General features: G+C 37.0%; 13 protein-coding genes and 1 riboswitch. Of the genes, 9 read left to right on the top strand and 4 right to left on the bottom strand.

The features are described 5' to 3' along the window. Both Q4503_RS00970 and Q4503_RS00965 read left to right on the top strand, forming a co-directional pair. Positions 1–1464 carry an aminoacyl-histidine dipeptidase gene (locus Q4503_RS00970; protein WP_215971794.1) on the top strand — a complete coding sequence of 488 codons (1464 nt, stop codon included), beginning with the start codon at positions 1–3 and terminating at the stop codon, positions 1462–1464. Between the two features lie 326 nt (positions 1465–1790). Further along, complete coding sequence (locus Q4503_RS00965; protein ID WP_215971793.1) at positions 1791–2450, top strand: response regulator transcription factor; 660 nt, start codon at positions 1791–1793, stop codon at positions 2448–2450. Between the two features lie 66 nt (positions 2451–2516). Here the strand turns inward: Q4503_RS00965 and Q4503_RS00960 are convergent, their stop codons facing one another. Continuing rightward, complete coding sequence (locus tag Q4503_RS00960; protein ID WP_215971792.1) at positions 2517–5981, bottom strand: PAS-domain containing protein; 3465 nt, start codon at positions 5979–5981, stop codon at positions 2517–2519. Between the two features lie 178 nt (positions 5982–6159). After that, positions 6160–6329, top strand: a riboswitch (TPP riboswitch). A gap of 72 nt (positions 6330–6401) precedes the next feature. On the opposite strand from Q4503_RS00960, the gene Q4503_RS00955 reads away from it, so the two are divergent. The 5 genes from Q4503_RS00955 (at position 6402) to Q4503_RS00935 (ending at position 11426) form a co-directional block, all read left to right on the top strand. Continuing rightward, positions 6402–8525, top strand: coding sequence for a TonB-dependent receptor (locus tag Q4503_RS00955; protein ID WP_303601145.1), 2124 nt, complete (start codon positions 6402–6404; stop codon positions 8523–8525). Positions 8526–8599: 74 nt separating this feature from the next. Beyond that, the gene (locus Q4503_RS00950; RefSeq protein WP_215971790.1) at positions 8600–8866 is read left to right on the top strand and encodes a hypothetical protein; all 267 of its coding nucleotides are present in this window, start codon (positions 8600–8602) and stop codon (positions 8864–8866) included. Then, the gene (pnuC, locus tag Q4503_RS00945) at positions 8866–9513 is read left to right on the top strand and encodes a nicotinamide riboside transporter PnuC (RefSeq protein ID WP_303601144.1); all 648 of its coding nucleotides are present in this window, start codon (positions 8866–8868) and stop codon (positions 9511–9513) included. The genes Q4503_RS00950 and pnuC overlap by 1 nt, the downstream gene beginning before the upstream one ends. A gap of 6 nt (positions 9514–9519) precedes the next feature. Further along, positions 9520–10377, top strand: a complete 858-nt coding sequence (locus Q4503_RS00940; RefSeq protein WP_303601143.1) for a phosphotransferase — start codon at positions 9520–9522, stop codon at positions 10375–10377. A 104-nt stretch (positions 10378–10481) separates the two neighbouring features. Then, a complete protein-coding gene (locus Q4503_RS00935; RefSeq protein WP_303601142.1) occupies positions 10482–11426 on the top strand; it encodes a response regulator in 945 nt (314 codons plus the stop codon). A 285-nt stretch (positions 11427–11711) separates the two neighbouring features. On the opposite strand, the gene Q4503_RS00930 is transcribed toward Q4503_RS00935, so the two are convergent. The 3 genes from Q4503_RS00930 to Q4503_RS00920 all read right to left on the bottom strand — a co-directional run bounded on the left by Q4503_RS00930 (position 11712) and on the right by Q4503_RS00920 (position 14289). Further along, positions 11712–12152 carry a hypothetical protein gene (locus Q4503_RS00930; protein ID WP_215971786.1) on the bottom strand — a complete coding sequence of 147 codons (441 nt, stop codon included), beginning with the start codon at positions 12150–12152 and terminating at the stop codon, positions 11712–11714. Between the two features lie 149 nt (positions 12153–12301). Beyond that, the gene (locus Q4503_RS00925; protein WP_215971785.1) at positions 12302–14038 is read right to left on the bottom strand and encodes a sodium:solute symporter family protein; all 1737 of its coding nucleotides are present in this window, start codon (positions 14036–14038) and stop codon (positions 12302–12304) included. A 2-nt stretch (positions 14039–14040) separates the two neighbouring features. Further along, a complete protein-coding gene (locus Q4503_RS00920; protein WP_159822165.1) occupies positions 14041–14289 on the bottom strand; it encodes a DUF4212 domain-containing protein in 249 nt (82 codons plus the stop codon). A gap of 451 nt (positions 14290–14740) precedes the next feature. On the opposite strand from Q4503_RS00920, the gene Q4503_RS00915 reads away from it, so the two are divergent. Both Q4503_RS00915 and Q4503_RS00910 read left to right on the top strand, forming a co-directional pair. Beyond that, positions 14741–16639 carry a putative nucleotidyltransferase substrate binding domain-containing protein gene (locus Q4503_RS00915; protein WP_303601141.1) on the top strand — a complete coding sequence of 633 codons (1899 nt, stop codon included), beginning with the start codon at positions 14741–14743 and terminating at the stop codon, positions 16637–16639. Continuing rightward, positions 16639–17340, top strand: coding sequence for an exonuclease domain-containing protein (locus tag Q4503_RS00910; protein WP_215971783.1), 702 nt, complete (start codon positions 16639–16641; stop codon positions 17338–17340). The genes Q4503_RS00915 and Q4503_RS00910 overlap by 1 nt, the downstream gene beginning before the upstream one ends. The last annotated feature ends 80 nt before the right edge of the window (positions 17341–17420 follow it).

Below are 17420 nucleotides of genomic sequence, written 5' to 3'. Positions count from 1 at the left end.
ATGTCTACATTATCACATCTTAAACCTGAAGGTTTATGGCAATTATTCGAAAAAATTTGCAGCATCCCTCACCCATCAAAACATGAGCAAAAAATTTCGGCTTGGATTCAAAGTTGGGCAGCAGAGCTTAATTTATCCATTAAAGAAGATGCCGTGGGAAATCTTTTTATTAAAAAACCAGCTACAAAAGGTATGGAAGATCGCCAAGGCATCATTCTACAAGCTCACATGGATATGGTGCCACAAAAAAATAATGATACCGTACATGATTTTTTAACCGATCCGATTAAACCTTATGTTATTGAAAGTGGTGATTGGGTTACAGCTGAAGGCACTACTTTAGGTGCTGACAATGGCGTTGGTTTAGCATCAGCTTTAGCTATTTTAGCTAGCGATGATATTGCTCATGGCCCACTTGAAGTTTTAGTCACTATTGATGAAGAAGCGGGTATGTCTGGTGCTTTTGGTCTTGAGTCTGGTTGGTTAGATGGCGATATTTTAATTAATACTGATTCTGAGCAAGAGGGCGAAGTTTATATGGGCTGTGCTGGTGGTATTGATGGTACAGCAACTTTTAAATTAGATTTTGATGACGTACCCGCAAATTATCAAGCATTTAACTTATCGATCTCTGGTTTAAAGGGCGGGCATTCCGGCGTTGATATCGATACCGGCAGAGCAAATGCAAATAAACTCTTAGTACGCTTTTTACTTGAAGCAAGTAATAGATTCGAGCTACGTTTAACTGAGCTAAATGGTGGCAGTTTACGTAACGCTATTCCGCGTGAAGCAAATGCAAGCTTTGTTATACCTACAACAGACGTACCAGCATTAAAAGAGCAACTAGCTCAATATTTAACAACAATTCAACACAATTTAAGCGTCATTGAAACGGATATTGATATGCTGCTTATTTCACCAGAAGAATTTGAACAATGTTGGAGTAGCACAACACAACATCAAATACTACGTGCGTTAAATGCATGCCCTAATGGTGTTATTCGAATGAGTGATGATATTGAAGGTATCGTTGAAACGTCATTAAATTTAGGTGTTGTACGTACACGAGGTAAAAACTTTACTGCCCTAGTACTTATTCGAAGTTTACATGATGATGGTCGTTTAGAAACACAACGTACGGTGCAATCCGTATTTGAGCTAGCTGATGCGAGTATTAAATTTAGTGGTGCATATCCAGGCTGGAAACCAAACCCAGATTCAGCCATTATGAAAACAGTCAGTGAGACATATGAAGAGCTATTTAATAAAGTGCCAGCTGTCATGGTAATTCATGCAGGTTTAGAGTGTGGATTATTTAAAAAGCCTTATCCACATTGGGATATGGTATCAATAGGGCCAACCATTAAATTTCCTCATTCACCTGATGAGAAAATTGAAATTGCTACAGTTGAACAATATTGGCAACTATTAACCGCTGTGTTAGCAAAAGCCCCAAAAAAATAATCAACCTTAGCAATTCACTCGCCCCAAAAAGATCTAACTTTGGGGCTTCAATATTAAGTTATACCAGTTTCATTAATTAAGTGAACAATTTTAGACCTAAAAAAAATTGCCAAATATAAGACATTTATTTCGATAACTAGTTGTTCTAATTATTAAATAAATAACGTTCCAGTTGGTGATTTTAGCAAGTAGAAATGATCACATGGTTGATGAGATTGGTATTAATATAGGTGGGATTTCTCCCAATCCATATTAACTTAAAAGTAACATTGGTCATTAGCCAATTTTCCGTTAGAATAGGAGAACAATTAAAATAGGACTTTTCTATGATTCAGCCACAAAAAATAATAATTGCTGATGATCACCCTTTATTTAGACAGGCTTTATTGGGAACCTTACGGAATAAGTTAAGTCAAACAATTTGGCTTGAAGCGGAAACCATAGCAGAGCTTGAACAACAGTTACAAAATAATAACGAAAGTGACTTGTTGCTATTAGATTTAAATATTCCTGGTGCTCACGGTTTTAGTACCTTAATTCACGTTAGAAATCATTTTCCGCAAATTCCTGTTGTTGTCGTTTCCGCTCATGAAGATCAAAATACTATTGGTAAAGCAATGGGTTATGGCGCAGCGGGCTTTATTCCAAAATCAACACCCGTTGATGATATTTTTACCGCGATTATGACCGTTTTATCTGGTGATATTTGGTTACCTGCTTCATTTCAAGCGACTTCAGCAAACACCGACACAACAGATATAGCGGAACGCGTTGCCAGCTTAACTCAGCAACAATACCGTATTTTAATGATGTTTGCTCAAGGTTTACTAAATAAACAAATTGCCTATGATCTTAATGTTTCTGAAGCAACGATCAAAGCGCATGCTACAGCCATATTTCGTAAGCTCGATGTGCGTAATAGAACACAAGCAGTTATCGCTATCTCTCAACTAAATTTAGCTGAAACAGGTTTTGATCAATCATAACGAATACCCGATTGACCATTAACCAGCCGTGCAAAATAAGTAAACATTAGTTGTTTCAGCAACAAGTTAATCGCCGTAATCTACTTGTAACTTCTGCGCCAGTTTGGCACTCATTAACGCTCTCAGCGCAGCCGGTTTTACTAGTTTTCGCATAAAGCCTACATCAGCATTTTTTGCTTTATTTTCAATACCAATCTCTGTTGTGGCTGTAATTAATATTGCTGGTATATAGTGATTACAATCACGTCGCATATCAGCAATTAATGTTAGGCCATCCGCTTGCTCTCCTACAGGTAAACCTTCATGGTAACCTAGTTGATAATCAACCAACAAAATATCAATATCACTTTGATGATTAGCAAACTCTATTAATGCTGTTTCTCGAGAATCAGCAGCAAGTATATTACATTGCCACGCAGACAATAACTCAACCATACCGCTTAACACGTCGGGATCATTATCTATACATAATACGGTAATACCTTTTAAACCCATATTCTTTATTGGGGTAGCTAACTGCGGTTGCGCTATTACTTGGCTCGATCTTTCAACCGAAATAGAAAATTTACAGCCTTGCATCTCCCTTGATTGCAAACTTAGAGAATGACCTAGTAGTTGCACCAAAGATTGCGTAATATTTAATCCTAACCCCAAGCCTCGAGATGACTGGCTTGTTGGTGTATCTAATTGAGTAAATTGCTCAAATACTAAGACTTGTTTTTCCAATGGAATACCAGGTCCATTATCAAGCACTTGAATAACCACATCATTATTTGATATTCTCGCCCCTAACAACACCTTACCTGGGCTCGCATATCTAAAGGCATTACCGACAAGGTTTTGAATAATACGTCGAAGTAAGTGCTTATCAGACTTGACCCAAGTTTTAGTTGCCACCAATCTAAATTCAACATTTTGTTCAATAGCTAACGCAGCAAATTCTTGCTCTAAGTCATCAAACAATTCATTTAAAGAAAATACCTCAATATGCGGCTTAATATTGCCACTTTCTAAACGAGCAATTTCGGCTAAATCAGCTAATAAATCGTTTGCAGCCCTAAGCGACTTATCAATATTATCCACTTGTCTTTGTTGCTCAAAGGTTAAGTCTTTTTGCTCCGTTAAGGCTGAAGTAAATAAGCGAGCTGCCTCTAGGGGTTGCATAAGATCATGACTGCATGCTTTTAAATATTGGCTCTTTTTAATATGTGCCTGTTCAGCTTTTTCATGGGCTTTAGCAAGTGCTTCATTGGTTTTTGCTAGGGTTAATGTACGCTCATAAACTCGTGTTTCAAGATCTAAGTTAGCTTCTTTTAATACTTGTTCAGCTTGACGATACGCTGTGATATCAGAAAATAGCATAACAAAACCACCACCTGGTAATGGATTACCTTCAATAAGAATAGTTTGACCATTAGCGTGCTGTCTTTCTGAGCTATGTGGACTACCTTTTCGTAAATACTCTAATCGTCTAAAAACCTGATTATCAATATCTCCCGCGCCACACAAACCACGTTTAACATTATGACGAATTAACGCTTCAATAGGACTACCTATTTTGACAAGTTCAGGAGGGTAATCGAATAAATCTAAATACTTTTTGTTCCATGCCACAAGTTTTAGCTCTTCATCAACAATAGAAATACCTTCACTGGCATTTTCTATCGCGCTTTGCAGTAAATTCTGAGAAAACTCTTGTTTTTGACTCGAAGCATCTTCTACCAATACCGCTATTTCATCTAAAGCAATATCCCGACCATCAAGTGCTGAAGATAATACTAAGCGTGCGGAAGATGCTCCCATCACCAACGCTAATGTATTTTCAGTTTGCTGTAGTAATAATTGATTATATTTAGCATTACCTAATTGTTTTTTATTGTGTGACGATTGGAACAAACTAAAACTTGATTTCGCTTTACTTTCACCCACGAAACGCGAGGCAAGTAATTCTAATTCGCTCACATCTAATTGTCGCTTCTTTTCTACTTTCAATAATGTAGGTGATTGCCATTCTAGAAATAATGAGGCCTGAACGCGTTCTTGAACACTTTGACGGCTGATTTGTGACAATGCCCACATCACAATAATATTTGCCGATAAACTAAAAAGTGTCGCCGTTGATTTAGAAGATAAAAGTCCTTCAGCAAAAGGAGTTGAATATAAACCAAACTGAGGCAAAAAGTTTAAAGTTAACCACAATATAAAGCCAACTAGAATCCCTGCATATACCCCAACTAAACTCGCTCTTCGCCAATAAAAAGCAACAACTAGAGCTGGTGTTAATTGTGCGAACGCCCCAAAAGCCACTTCACCTGATGAAGATAATGTGTCAGTCGATGCCAGGCTAAACACCCCATATCCAGACATTATTACAAATAATATCAGCAATTTACGTATATTTAATAACCGTCTTCTAAAATTATCGTAATTAGTTTGAGCAACTTTTTGTCTGCGATAAAGTAAAGGAAAAATAATTTCATTACTGAGCATGGTACTCAAAGCAATCGCTGAAATAATCACCATAGAACTAGCTGCTGAAACTGCACCCAGAAAAGTAAAAAGTGTTAGCCAAGTTTGATCACCAATACTAGGTAAAAACAATACATACATATCAGAAGAAACTGTATCGCCTAATAGTAACTGTCCAGCAAGCCCTAGAGGGGCAGCAAAAAAAGCAAAAATTAATAAGTATAGTGGAAATACACGTCGGCCTAGCCAAGTATCTTTGTTAGATCTTAGCTCTACTACCATTACTTGAAACTGCCTTGGTAACGAAAGAAATGCCGCCATCACAATCACCAACATTGCCAACATTGAGCTAATATTACCTACATTTATTTGCTGCTCCATTTTCACTGTTGCATTAGACTGCTGCCAAATATCAAGTGGCGAATCAAATAATGAAAAGCATACAAATAAACTTACGGCTAAAAAGGCAATAATTTTCACCAATGACTCAAAAGCAATCGCCAACATCACTCCAGGATGCCGCTCAGTTACATCAATATTTCGGATGCCAAATAAAATAGTAAATATAGACAAGACAATACTGATCACCAAACCAATATGCCAACTACTTAAACTTTGATCGACCTGTAATTGCTGGAAGGTATACACCATAGCTTTTAACTGAAGCGCAATATATGGCATGGTTCCAACGAAGGAAACAATCGTGACAATAATAGCGAGGTTGTGTGATTTACCGAATCGAGAAGCGAGCAAATCTGCAATAGAGGTGAGGTTTAGCTTTAAACTAATACGAATAATACGTTGAATAAACGGCCAAGCAAAAACAAAAAGCAAGGTAGGGCCAAGGTAAATCGGTATATGTGATAAAAAATTTGTTGATGCTTGCCCTGCCGTACCTAAAAAGCTCCATGACGTACAATAAACACCGAGTGTCAGCGCATAAATAGCACTTTGCCCTTTTTTGGCCAGTTGGTTACGGTACTTATCACCTAAAAAAGCAATGATGAAGAGTAAGCAAATGTAAATTAAACTAATACTAACTAATTGCCAATTGGGGAACATTACGCTTCTCTGATATTAATGGATAGAAATACTTCTATCCGATTTGAATACGATACTTTATCAATATACCGACAAAGTAACAGCTGAATAAATACGACCTTTAGCTAAATAATTAAAAAGTTATCGCACTCTTTTACTAAATAGCTAAGCATTATTATTAAAATCTTGCTAGACTGCGCCTCGAACCAAGGAGTGCGGTTTTATTTCCTTACTTTCGATAGTAATAAAATAAATAGCTGCTGAGATGTTGATGATTTCAACAAACCCTTTGAACCTGGACGGGAATTAGTCACTAAAATAACTTTAGCGATTAATATAACCGGCGTAGGAATGGTTAGTGATCGCATCACAGTCTACCTTAGACAACCTCCCAGTGCCGGATCCCATAGTATAACTTGATTTAATACTTATGAGATCTTTATGAATTTTACCAAATCCACGCTTACTTTAGCAATTGCTTCTTTAGTACTTTCAACTCCCTTAATGAGTTTGCACGTTCATGCTCAAGAAGAAAAAACAGCCTTAGAAACGATTACCGTTACTAGTGATTTCAGGCAGCAAAACTTATTAAATACTCCTAGCGCATTATCAGTGTTAACTGATCTAGAAATACAGCAACGTAATGCTCAAAATCTTGAAGAATTAGCCGCTATTATTCCCAACGTTAATTTCGCTAGTGGCTCTCAACGTGCACGTTATTATCAAATTCGTGGCATTGGTGAACGTAGCCAATACAATGAACCTATTAACCCATCTGTGGGCATGATTATTGACGGCATAGACTTTACTGGTATTGGTAGTATTGCAACCCTTTTTGATGTTCAACAGGTCGAAGTATTTCGCGGCCCTCAAGGCACTCGCTTTGGTGCAAATGCGCTCGCGGGCATGTTTAATATTACCACCAAGGCACCGACAGATGAATTTGAAGGTAACATAAAACTAGATGCTGGCAATTATCATAGCTATGGTTTAGGCGTGGCGCTTTCGGGTCCAGCTTCAGATGCAGTTAATTATCGTTTATCGGTAAATAAATACCAAAGTGATGGCTTTATTGACAATACTTATTTAAACAAAAGTGACACCAATAACAGAGATGAATTAAGCCTGAGAGGCAAATTATCAATACAAGCAAGCGATGACTTAACCATTGACTTATCGGCCTTTCATTTTGACTTTGACAATGGCTTTGATGCTTTTTCATTAGATAATAATCGTCAAACATTATCTGATCAACCTGGTGTTGATCAGCAAGAAACAAGCGCTTTAGCCGCAAAATTTACCTATGAAGGTTTTGACAATTTTACCTTGGTTACCTTATTAAGCCATGCAGACTCTGATTTAACCTATGGCTTTGATGAAGACTGGGCTTATGTTGGTATTTCCGCACCTGAAAATATTGAAAATCAAGATTATGCTTATTATGAATATTCTTCTACCGATTATTACTTTCGTGATAAATCGACCCAAACGATTGAATTACGAGCATTATCAAATAAAGAAAGTGCATTATTCAATGGTACAACATCTTGGGTTACTGGTCTCTATTTCAAGCAAGATGATGCAGATTTAAAGCGTCAATATACATACTTATCAAATGACTACACATCAACATTTGACAGCCAATCTATTGCTATTTATGGTCAACTTGATACTCAATTAAACGAACAATGGCAACTAACGTCAGGTATTAGAATTGAACAGCGTACTGCTGATTACTTTAACTCAGATGGTTTTAATGACAGTCCTGACGATACCATGGTTGGAGGTAAGGTAGTCCTTAGTTACCAACAAAATGATGATGCTTTTTGGTATGGTTCAATCAACAGAGGGTATAAAGCAGGTGGTGCAAATACCGATGGTAGCTTGCCTGATGACTTACGAACCTTTGAGCCGGAATATTTAATCAATTATGAATTAGGTTACAAGCTTTCCTTACTCGATAATTCAGCGTTTATTCGTACTGCTGTTTTTTATATGGACAGAACCGATGTTCAAGTTAAAAGTTCACAAACCATAGTTCGTGAAGATGCCAGCTCTGAATTTATTTCATATCTTGGCAATGCCGCTACGGGGTCAAATATAGGTGTTGAGGTCGAAGCAAATTGGCAAATTAACGAACTGTTTGAACTTTATGGTGCGCTAGGCTTACTTGATACCGAATTTAATGATTTCATTAATGCCGACGGCGTGTCTTTAGATGGTCGTCAACAAGCACATGCGCCAAATTATCAATTTAACCTTGGCGTGAACCTTTATCCTAGTGAATACTGGTTAGTTAATATTTCTCTTGATGGTAAAGATGGGTTTTATTACTCTGATAGCCATAATGAAAGATCTAAATCTGTTGAGTTAATCAATGCTTCTATCACTTATTTACAGGATGACTACCAAGTTAAAATTTGGGCACGTAATTTAGCTGATGAAAACTATACTAATCGTGGTTTCTATTTTGGTAATGATCCACGAGATGGATATAAAGATAAAGCATATACACAACTATCTGAACCTTTAGTTTTTGGTATAACGTTCGATTACCAATTCTAATAACTAACGATAACAGGGTAAATACACCGCGTTCAGATTACATATGAACGACCATTTATAATTATAGGATTTTTATGAATATCTCTATCGAATTAAGTTTATATCCATTGGCCGAAGACCAATATAAAAGCGAAATTTGGGCTTTTATTAGACGTCTTCGTGATACAGAGGGTTTAGAGGTTGTTACTAATGGCATGAGTACTCAAGTATTTGGTGACTATGATTTAGCAATGAATAAAGTAATGGCTGAAATCAAACGAGTTCATAGCACTACTGGCGCAGCTGTTTTTGTGTGTAAATTTATCAGTGGTCATCATGCACAGCCGGAAGCTGAAAGTTAATGTCTGACTTACTTATCAGTTTTATTACTTATGCTGAAAGTTTACCTTGGCTTGAGCTAGTAGCAATGCTACTAGCACTTGCTTATGTTTTATTAGCTGCAGCAGGTTCAATATGGTGTTGGCCTGCTGCGTTAATCAGCACCGCAATCTATACTTATGTGTTCTATGACGTATTACTATTGATGGATAGCGCTTTAAGTATTTATTATTTAGTGATGGCTGTTTATGGGTATTGGGCTTGGCAACAACGTACACCAACAAAAAATGAACAGAGTTCGCCCCCTTTAGACATTGTTTCTTGGCAATTTAGTTTTCACGTGAAAGCTTGCTTAGTATTAACCTTTATTGCCTTAGCATTAGGGTATATCATGGCGAACTATACCCCTGCAGATTTCCCCTATCTTGATACCTTTACGACAGTATTTGCTGTATTTGCTACCTATTTGGTCGCTCAAAAAGTACTCGAGAATTGGCTTTACTGGATAGTAATAGATGCTGCATCAATTTATTTGTATATTGAAAAAGGTTTAACGCCAACCGCTGTTTTATTTATCCTTTATACATTTATTGCCACCTGGGGTTATTTCAAATGGCGCAGTCTATATTTGGGCAATCGCATAGCAATAAAACACAGAGTAAATAGTTAAATTATTATGCTGCCACCACTAAGTACATTAGCCTGTTTTAAGACTGTCGATGCTATTGTGCCAATCACAGCAGGGTTAAGTAGCCAATGCTACCAAGTATTTGCGGATAATAAATGTTTTTTTGCTAAACAGGTCACTACTACTGACGAACCACTTGTCAATATATATGCTGCGTCAAAAAATATCAGCCCAAGCGTAATTTATCACGATAATCATTGGCTCATTACAGAGTTTATCGCTGGAGATAACTTATCTTTAGCGCAAGAAACCCTTGATAAAAAAATAATGCTTGCGACTAAATTAATGGCACAATGCCATCAATTAAAAGTTAATGTAAACAAGCAAGTACCAGAAAATGTTATTGGTTCTTTCATGAATGAACAAGCATTTTTAGCGCAACAATTTTCAACTCAACAACAGAACGCCCTTCTGCGCTGCAGTAAAGACATAATTACCTCACTTAACGCCACAGCCGATACAACTAGCAAGGGTCACACAAACCTCGTTTGTTGCCATGGCGATATTAATTTTAGTAATATAGTTCTGTCATTAGATCAAACCGCATATTTAGTTGATTATGAATGTGTGTGCTTAGCGCCAGCTGAATATGATCTAGCCATGCTAGTTGCAGTAAATAACCTCAATGAAGATAAATTATCCCTAGTTATTAAACTATACCAAAAGCATATTCATGGTGATATTAATCAAACACGAGTAAAAGACTATCTGCAATTTTGTTACTTTATTAATGGTCTTTGGTATGCGCAAGCATACAATAAGTCTAATCTTGAACAGTTTGTTCACCTAGCCAAACAACAATGGCAACACCTTCCTTTTCAGCAAAACCTCTTCTTTAACATTTAATCCTTCATCAAGCTCATGTGATGAACACATTGCAAAGCTACAATAGTTCGAGTAGTTTAACTGTAACCCTATATCTATTTCACACAAACAATTGGATCTCATTTATGTCCGTAGAAACTATTTACAAGGTGGCTTTACATCCTTTTATCAATGAATCTATTGCAAGCTTAAAGGCAATGGCTCATCTGTCAGGCTCTTCTGCAGATGCTTTCATGGATAAGGTAGAAGACTTTAGGTTCAAAGGCTATGCCGTTTGCTCTGAGGTGAGTGGCTGTATTAATGGCGTGATTATGATGCATCATTACCCAGAGACTGCCATCGCAATAGGCAACTCAGTATGCGAAACTATGTTTAATGAAAAATATGATTATAGCGAAATAAATGAAGAACTTAGCAATGCTCTAGCTGAATGGGGTAACACTATTGTTGGTCGCTCTACTGATTTACTCAGTCGTCATAATTTAGAGTTTAATTTTTCAAGCCCTTACTTTCTGCATAACTTTGATGAAATGGAGAAGTATTTAGACGGCGTTAAAGAAATTGTCACTGTACCTATAACTGTTGAAGGTGTTGGCCGATATTATTTCAACCTGCTCATTCGCGATGTAAGTTTCCAAACTAACACAACCAAACGTGAAGAAAGTACAGGTATTGCTAACCCGCACACTACCCCATTACCAACAAACAATAAAATATTACTAATTGACGATAGTGCTATGATTCGAAAAGCATTAAAACGTTTTCTAAATAGCCTAGGATATGAGAATGTCATTGAAGCTGACGATGGTACTAGTGCATTAACCATGGTAGAAAATGAATCGCCCGACTTTATGTTTATGGATGTTGTTATGGGCGAAATGAATGGTGATGAAGCATTAAAAATCATTCGAGAAAAGGGCTATAACGTACCAGTAGTCATGCTGTCATCTGTCACTGACCAAACGTTAGTTAAGCAGTGTGAACAACATGGTGTTTCTGGTTTTATTTTTAAGCCAATTCAAGCAGACAATGGCGCTGAAATCATAAAGTCATATTTAAAAGTTATTTAAAAGTTATTTAAAAGAAAAGATAAACAGCCAGTTTAACTAATTTACATAAACTGGCTTATTATTTATGCCTGTGTGGCACCTAAATTAATATTACAGGTTAATAACCTATAGTAGAGTGTCTCTTTGCTAAATACACCAGCGATACTCGGATTAATTTTAATACAATAGAATTATAACGAAAGAGACTTTAATCGCATTGTTGAGCTACTTATAAAAACAATGGCAAATGTAAGCATTCCAACTCAAAAATAAGTTACGATTAAAATAGTTATAAGCAGGTATGGCCTACTTTACTGTTTGCGTGTAAAACTCTGCAATATACTGCCCACCTTTTATTTTAGCAATTAAACGCAATTTATAACTATCTCCTTTATTAGCAGTAAAGCTTCTTAACGCTGTTTCATTTTTCCAATAATAAGGGCTCTCTTTCATGCCTAAAAGATAAGGGGTGATTTGCTCGGCATCATCCACTAAAAAAAGTGTTGCGCTATCTAGAGGGAAAGTAGAATTAACTTCAGTTATTCCGTCTTTATCCGAAATATTAACCTTGAATTCGCCTGACTTTAATACGCAACTGTGATTAATAACATCACAATGACCTTCCGGTACTAACTGAATTATTTTATTAACGGCTGCTTTACTTTCATTGTAATAGTCAGCGCCAATATAACCTAGTATAGAAAGAAAAGGGGCGACCATAAAAGCAACTTTAAGGTGTCTATTCATATTTATTTCTTCTTAATTAATTCTTCTAATTTCACAAGGAGGTTAATTTAACAGAAAAGGCTAGACGACTCTGTACAAAATTGTCGTCTAGCCTTTTATTTATTAAGACTTAACTCGAAATTCAATAATTAAATTTCGAGTTATTAATTTTAGTGAACGTGTGCTGCACTAACATCGCCTGGTATACGCATGTTTTCTACCATATCTTGAATATGATCTGGCGCTGGTCCAGTCACTTTAAGTAAAACAAAAGCCACTGCAAAGTTAACTAAAGCACCAACCGCACCAAAAGCATTAGGCGAGATACCAAAGAACCAATTAGGACCCATATCACCTAAGAATGAAGTGCCTGGAATAAACATAATACCTTTATGTTGGAATACATACAGCATAGTTACACCAATACCTGCAATCATACCCGAAACAGCTGCAGTACCACTCATTTTCTTAGAGAATATACCCATCATTAATGCTGGGAAAATACTTGATGCTGCTAAACCAAAGGCTAAGGCAACAGTACCCGCGGCAAATCCAGGTGGATGTAAACCAAGGTAGCCTGAAACCAGTATCGCAATAGTCATTACAATACGCCCGGCCAATAACTCATTTTTCTCTGATAAATCAGGAGTTAAAACACCCTTCATTAAATCATGAGAGATTGAGGATGATATCGCAAGTAATAAACCGGCTGCGGTTGACAGTGCAGCAGCTAAACCACCTGCGGCTACCAAAGCAATTACCCAGTTTGGTAAATTAGCGATTGCTGGATTAGCTAGTACCATAATATCGTTATCAACAGTAACCATTTCATTTGTTACTTTATCGGCAGAATATTGAATTTTACCATCGCCATTCTTATCTTCAAATTTCAATAAACCTGTTTGCTCCCAATCTTTAAACCATTGTGGGCGTTCATCATAAACAAGGTTTTCACCTGCTGTAGGTTCAATAGTATTCATTAAGTTCAAACGAGCCATTGCGCCAACTGCTGGAGCTACAGTATAAAGTAAACCAATAAATATTAGTGCGTAACCTGCAGAAGAACGTGCCGCTTTAACTGAAGGAACAGTAAAGAAGCGCATAATTACATGAGGAAGACCCGCAGTACCAATCATAAGTGACATAGTGTAAGCGAACATATTTAATGTACCGCCTAAACTACTTGTTGTATATTCTTTAAAGCCTAAATCAGTTACCACCATGTCTAGCTTATCTAATAAGTAAACACCGCTACCATCAGCTAATGTACTACCTAAACCTAATTGTGGAATAGGATTACCTGTTAGTTGTAATGAAATAAATACAGCAGGAATCGTATAAGCAAAAATCATTACTACATATTGTGCAATTTGTGTATAAGTAATACCTTTCATACCACCAAGTACTGCATATACCCAAACAACAGCCATACCGATGCCTAAGCCTAAGCCGTAATCTACTTCTAAGAAGCGAGAGAAAGCTACACCAACACCCTTCATTTGACCAATAATGTAAGTCAACGAAGCAATAATTAAACAAACCACCGCAACAATACGTGCAGTTTTAGAATAATATCGATCGAAGATGAATTCCGGTACTGTGAATTTTCCATGCTTACGCATGTAAGGAGCAAGTAACATGGCTAGTAGTACATAGCCACCTGTCCAACCCATTAAGAAAACTGAACCACCATACCCCATGAAAGCAATCATACCTGCCATTGAAATAAATGACGCTGCACTCATCCAATCGGCACCAATTGCCATACCATTTTGCATCGGGCTGATACCGCCACCTGCTACGTAGAAGTCACTCGTTGAGCCTGCACGTGCCCACCAAGCGATGCCGAAATATAAGGCAAATGTGCCAAATACAGCAATATATGTATATAGTTTTAACTCTTCCATGCCTAACCCTCCGCCTGATATTTTTTATCAAGCTTATTCATTTTCACGCCATACCAAAAAATTAAGGCAAGAAATGAGTAAATAGAACCTTGCTGTGCAAACCAAAAACCAAGTTTGTACCCACCTAGACGAATTTCATTAAGCGGCTCTACCAGTAATAAACCTAACCCAAATGAAACTGCAAACCAGATTGCAAGACATATAAAGATTAGGCGAAGATTTTCCGACCAATAAGTTTCTTTATTCTCCACAATAGTCTCCTAGCGATGTTGTAGCCCTTATTTCACGTTAATGTGTATTTTTATAAGGCTTTTATTGTAATAATTTCAGTAAAAGTATGGATATAGATTTTAGTCAGTAATCATTATTATTAATAAAGACAAAAATCCATATTCAACTTCAACTATCATCAAATCTAGCAAGCTTTCATTTTTTCGGGTATTAAACTTTAGTCTAAATCAATAATTTAGCTAATGAATTGGTATATCAACAACATACGTTGGTCAGTATTTTAGGGGCTTCAAGAGCGAATAATAGTACAAGTGCAACTTTAGTCTACATTGTCACTTCAATGGTTGACTAGCTACCGGCACCACTCTAAATTATCATGGTTACCTTGCGAATTAGACAAACGCTTTTACAATTTGCTTGGCTATATCAATGCTTAATCCTATCCAACAAGAGCGTATACAGGTAATCAATATGGACACTGAACTTTCTGAAATTTATAGCTTCATCCAAAGTATTCCGCCGTTTGACAGTTTGCCACAACCTGCTTTAGCGCGTTTAATTAGAGAACTAGCTATTAATTATGTACGAAAAGATGAGTTCCTTCCTCCAAAAGGCGTGAATGAAGCACGTCTGTATATTGTTCGTAAAGGTGCCTTAAGCTGCCTTTCCAGTAGTAACGAATTAATTTCACGCTTAGGTGAAGGCGATTTATGCACCGAATTTTGCAAACAGAAATTGCAACCGATAAGCAACACAGATGAAATTAGTGGAAACGAAAATAATACTCCGCTCTTAACAGAGCAGCGTGTAAAAACCGATGAAGATAGCTTAGTTTATAGTTTAGATGCTCAAATATTGAGAGACATAGGTGAAAAATATCCAAGTATTAGTGACTATTTTAACCACAATTCTGCTGAACGATTAAAGAAGAAAATGTCTAAAATCAATGAAGAAGCCATTATCTCCTCTACCTTAATGAATATGCCTGTAAGCAACTTCTATCACTCTCCTGTTGCAGGTATCGACGCTAGTCAAAGCATCCAACAAGCCGCCATACAAATGACAGAGCAAGGTTATACTTGCTTAGTGGTACTAGATAACAAAAGCTGCGTGGGGATAGTGACCGATAAAGACATACGTCGGCGCTGTGTTGCAGAAGGTTTACCCATTACAACAAGTATCGCTGAAATAATGACTCGAGAAATGAGTACTATTGATATAAAAAACAATGCTTACGATGCATTAATGACCATGACAGCGAAACATATACAACACTTACCAGTTACCAACCAAGGTGAAGTCGTGGGCATGGTAACGGTGACAGATTTAATGAATAATGAAGGTCATAATACGGTTAATTTCTCTAGCATTATTCATAAAGCTAAAAGTTTAGAACAGTTAATAGAAGTGAGTGCTTTACTACCTAAATTACAAATACGCTTAGCAAAATTAGGGGCCAGTGCTGATCATGTTGGCAAAAGTATTAGCGCTATTACTATGTCCTTTACCAAACGCCTTATTGAAATGGCCGAAGCAAAGCTTGGACCACCACCAGTTCCCTATGCATGGTTGGCTGCTGGCTCACAAGCACGACAAGAACAACTCGCCCATTCAGATCAAGACAACGCCATTATTATCTGCGACTCTATGAAACCCGACGATGATGCTTGGTTTAAAAGTTTAGCTCACTTTGTGTGTGATGGTTTAGCCGACTGTGGCTTTATTTACTGTCCGGGTTATATTATGGCAACCAATGACAAATGGCGACAACCGGTAAAAAATTGGCAAAAATACTTTGATGGTTGGATTGACACTCCCAGTCCAGAAGCCTTATTGAATTCAAGTGTCTTTTTTGACTTAGAAACAATTTGCGGTGATACAAGCTTACTTGACAATGTTCGCACTAATTTGCTTAAAAAAACACAAAATAGCAGTTTGTTTATTGCCCATTTATCTAAAAATGCATTAGCTTTACGTCCTCCTCTTGGCTTTTTTAGAGACTTTGTTCTAAAACAAAATGGCAAGCACAAAGCCACGTTAGATCTTAAACATAATGGCATTGCTCCTATTGTCGATCTTGCTCGTATTTATGCTCTATCTCAGGGTATTAGTGCTGTTAATACCATTGAGCGTATAAAACAAGCTGCAGGCTCAGCAGCTATAACTCGATCATCGGCAGAAAACCTAATAGATGCATACGAATTTTTAGGAATATTACGTGTAAAACATCAAGCAAATCAATTAACAAAAGATATTGAACCTGATAATTACCTTTCACCGAAAGAGTTATCCAAATTAGAACGTGAGCACCTAAAAGACGCTTTTAAAGTAATTAAAACACTGCAAGACTCAAGACAGGCAAACTTCTAATGCCAATAGGTGCGTTAATCAACTATATTTCAGGCTATGAAGCAAAACGGAAACGGTTATTAAAAAAAGCGCCTGAAGGGCCGTTAAAAGACTTTTTATCAACCCCTTTTCCGTCATTAGAGACACCTATCCATGAGTTAGGGATTTTAGCTGTAGACTTCGAGACTACGGGGCTAGACGCGAAAAAAGATAAACTGCTTAGTATTGGATTCGTTGCAATGGAGCAAGAGCAAATAAAACTGAACTCCTGTTATCACCAAATCATAAACACAACAACAAGATTAAAAGAAAGTAATGTTATTATTCATCAAATTACCGATGACCAGAAAGAGCAAGGTCAGCCTTTGGAGCTTGTCGTTAAAAAGCTATTAACAGCATTAACAGGTAAAGTAATGTTAGTACATTTCGCTCGAATAGAGCGACAATTTTTACAACAAGCCTGCCTTGAACTTTATGGGTTAGCACCTGACTTCCCCATCATAGATACCTTAGTGATAGCTAAACGTAAATTAGATAAACGTGATGTATCGTATGACCCATCAGAGCTACGCTTATCAAACTTGCGTCAAAAATATCAATTGCCTGATCACCACGGGCACAATGCGCTTAATGATGCTATCGCTACGGCTGAATTGTTACTTGCACAGATTAATGACAACAGTAAAAATGCAACAGTACAACTAAAAGACATCCTCTTATAGTTTTGTAATAAAAGCGGTGTAAACTACTCAAAGATTGACCGATATTTAAGCCATTGATAAAAATCACTTAGTCAGCATGG

The sequence above is a fragment of the Colwellia sp. 6_MG-2023 genome, assembly GCF_030547765.1.
Classification (GTDB): domain Bacteria; phylum Pseudomonadota; class Gammaproteobacteria; order Enterobacterales; family Alteromonadaceae; genus Colwellia.
Note: the sequence above shows the minus strand (reverse complement) of the source record. Positions and strands in the feature narration are given on the sequence as shown.

Bases quoted from the DNA above. Each gene is read 5' to 3' on its own strand.
- Q4503_RS00970 (WP_215971794.1), top strand. From the start codon at position 1: ATGTCTACATTATCACATCTTAAACCTGAAGGTTTATGGCAATTATTC.
- Q4503_RS00965 (WP_215971793.1), top strand. From the start codon at position 1,791: ATGATTCAGCCACAAAAAATAATAATTGCTGATGATCACCCTTTATTT.
- Q4503_RS00960 (WP_215971792.1), bottom strand. From the start codon at position 5,981: ATGTTCCCCAATTGGCAATTAGTTAGTATTAGTTTAATTTACATTTGC.
- Q4503_RS00955 (WP_303601145.1), top strand. From the start codon at position 6,402: ATGAATTTTACCAAATCCACGCTTACTTTAGCAATTGCTTCTTTAGTA.
- Q4503_RS00950 (WP_215971790.1), top strand. From the start codon at position 8,600: ATGAATATCTCTATCGAATTAAGTTTATATCCATTGGCCGAAGACCAA.
- pnuC (WP_303601144.1), top strand. From the start codon at position 8,866: ATGTCTGACTTACTTATCAGTTTTATTACTTATGCTGAAAGTTTACCT.
- Q4503_RS00940 (WP_303601143.1), top strand. From the start codon at position 9,520: ATGCTGCCACCACTAAGTACATTAGCCTGTTTTAAGACTGTCGATGCT.
- Q4503_RS00935 (WP_303601142.1), top strand. From the start codon at position 10,482: ATGTCCGTAGAAACTATTTACAAGGTGGCTTTACATCCTTTTATCAAT.
- Q4503_RS00930 (WP_215971786.1), bottom strand. From the start codon at position 12,152: ATGAATAGACACCTTAAAGTTGCTTTTATGGTCGCCCCTTTTCTTTCT.
- Q4503_RS00925 (WP_215971785.1), bottom strand. From the start codon at position 14,038: ATGGAAGAGTTAAAACTATATACATATATTGCTGTATTTGGCACATTT.
- Q4503_RS00915 (WP_303601141.1), top strand. From the start codon at position 14,741: ATGGACACTGAACTTTCTGAAATTTATAGCTTCATCCAAAGTATTCCG.
- Q4503_RS00910 (WP_215971783.1), top strand. From the start codon at position 16,639: ATGCCAATAGGTGCGTTAATCAACTATATTTCAGGCTATGAAGCAAAA.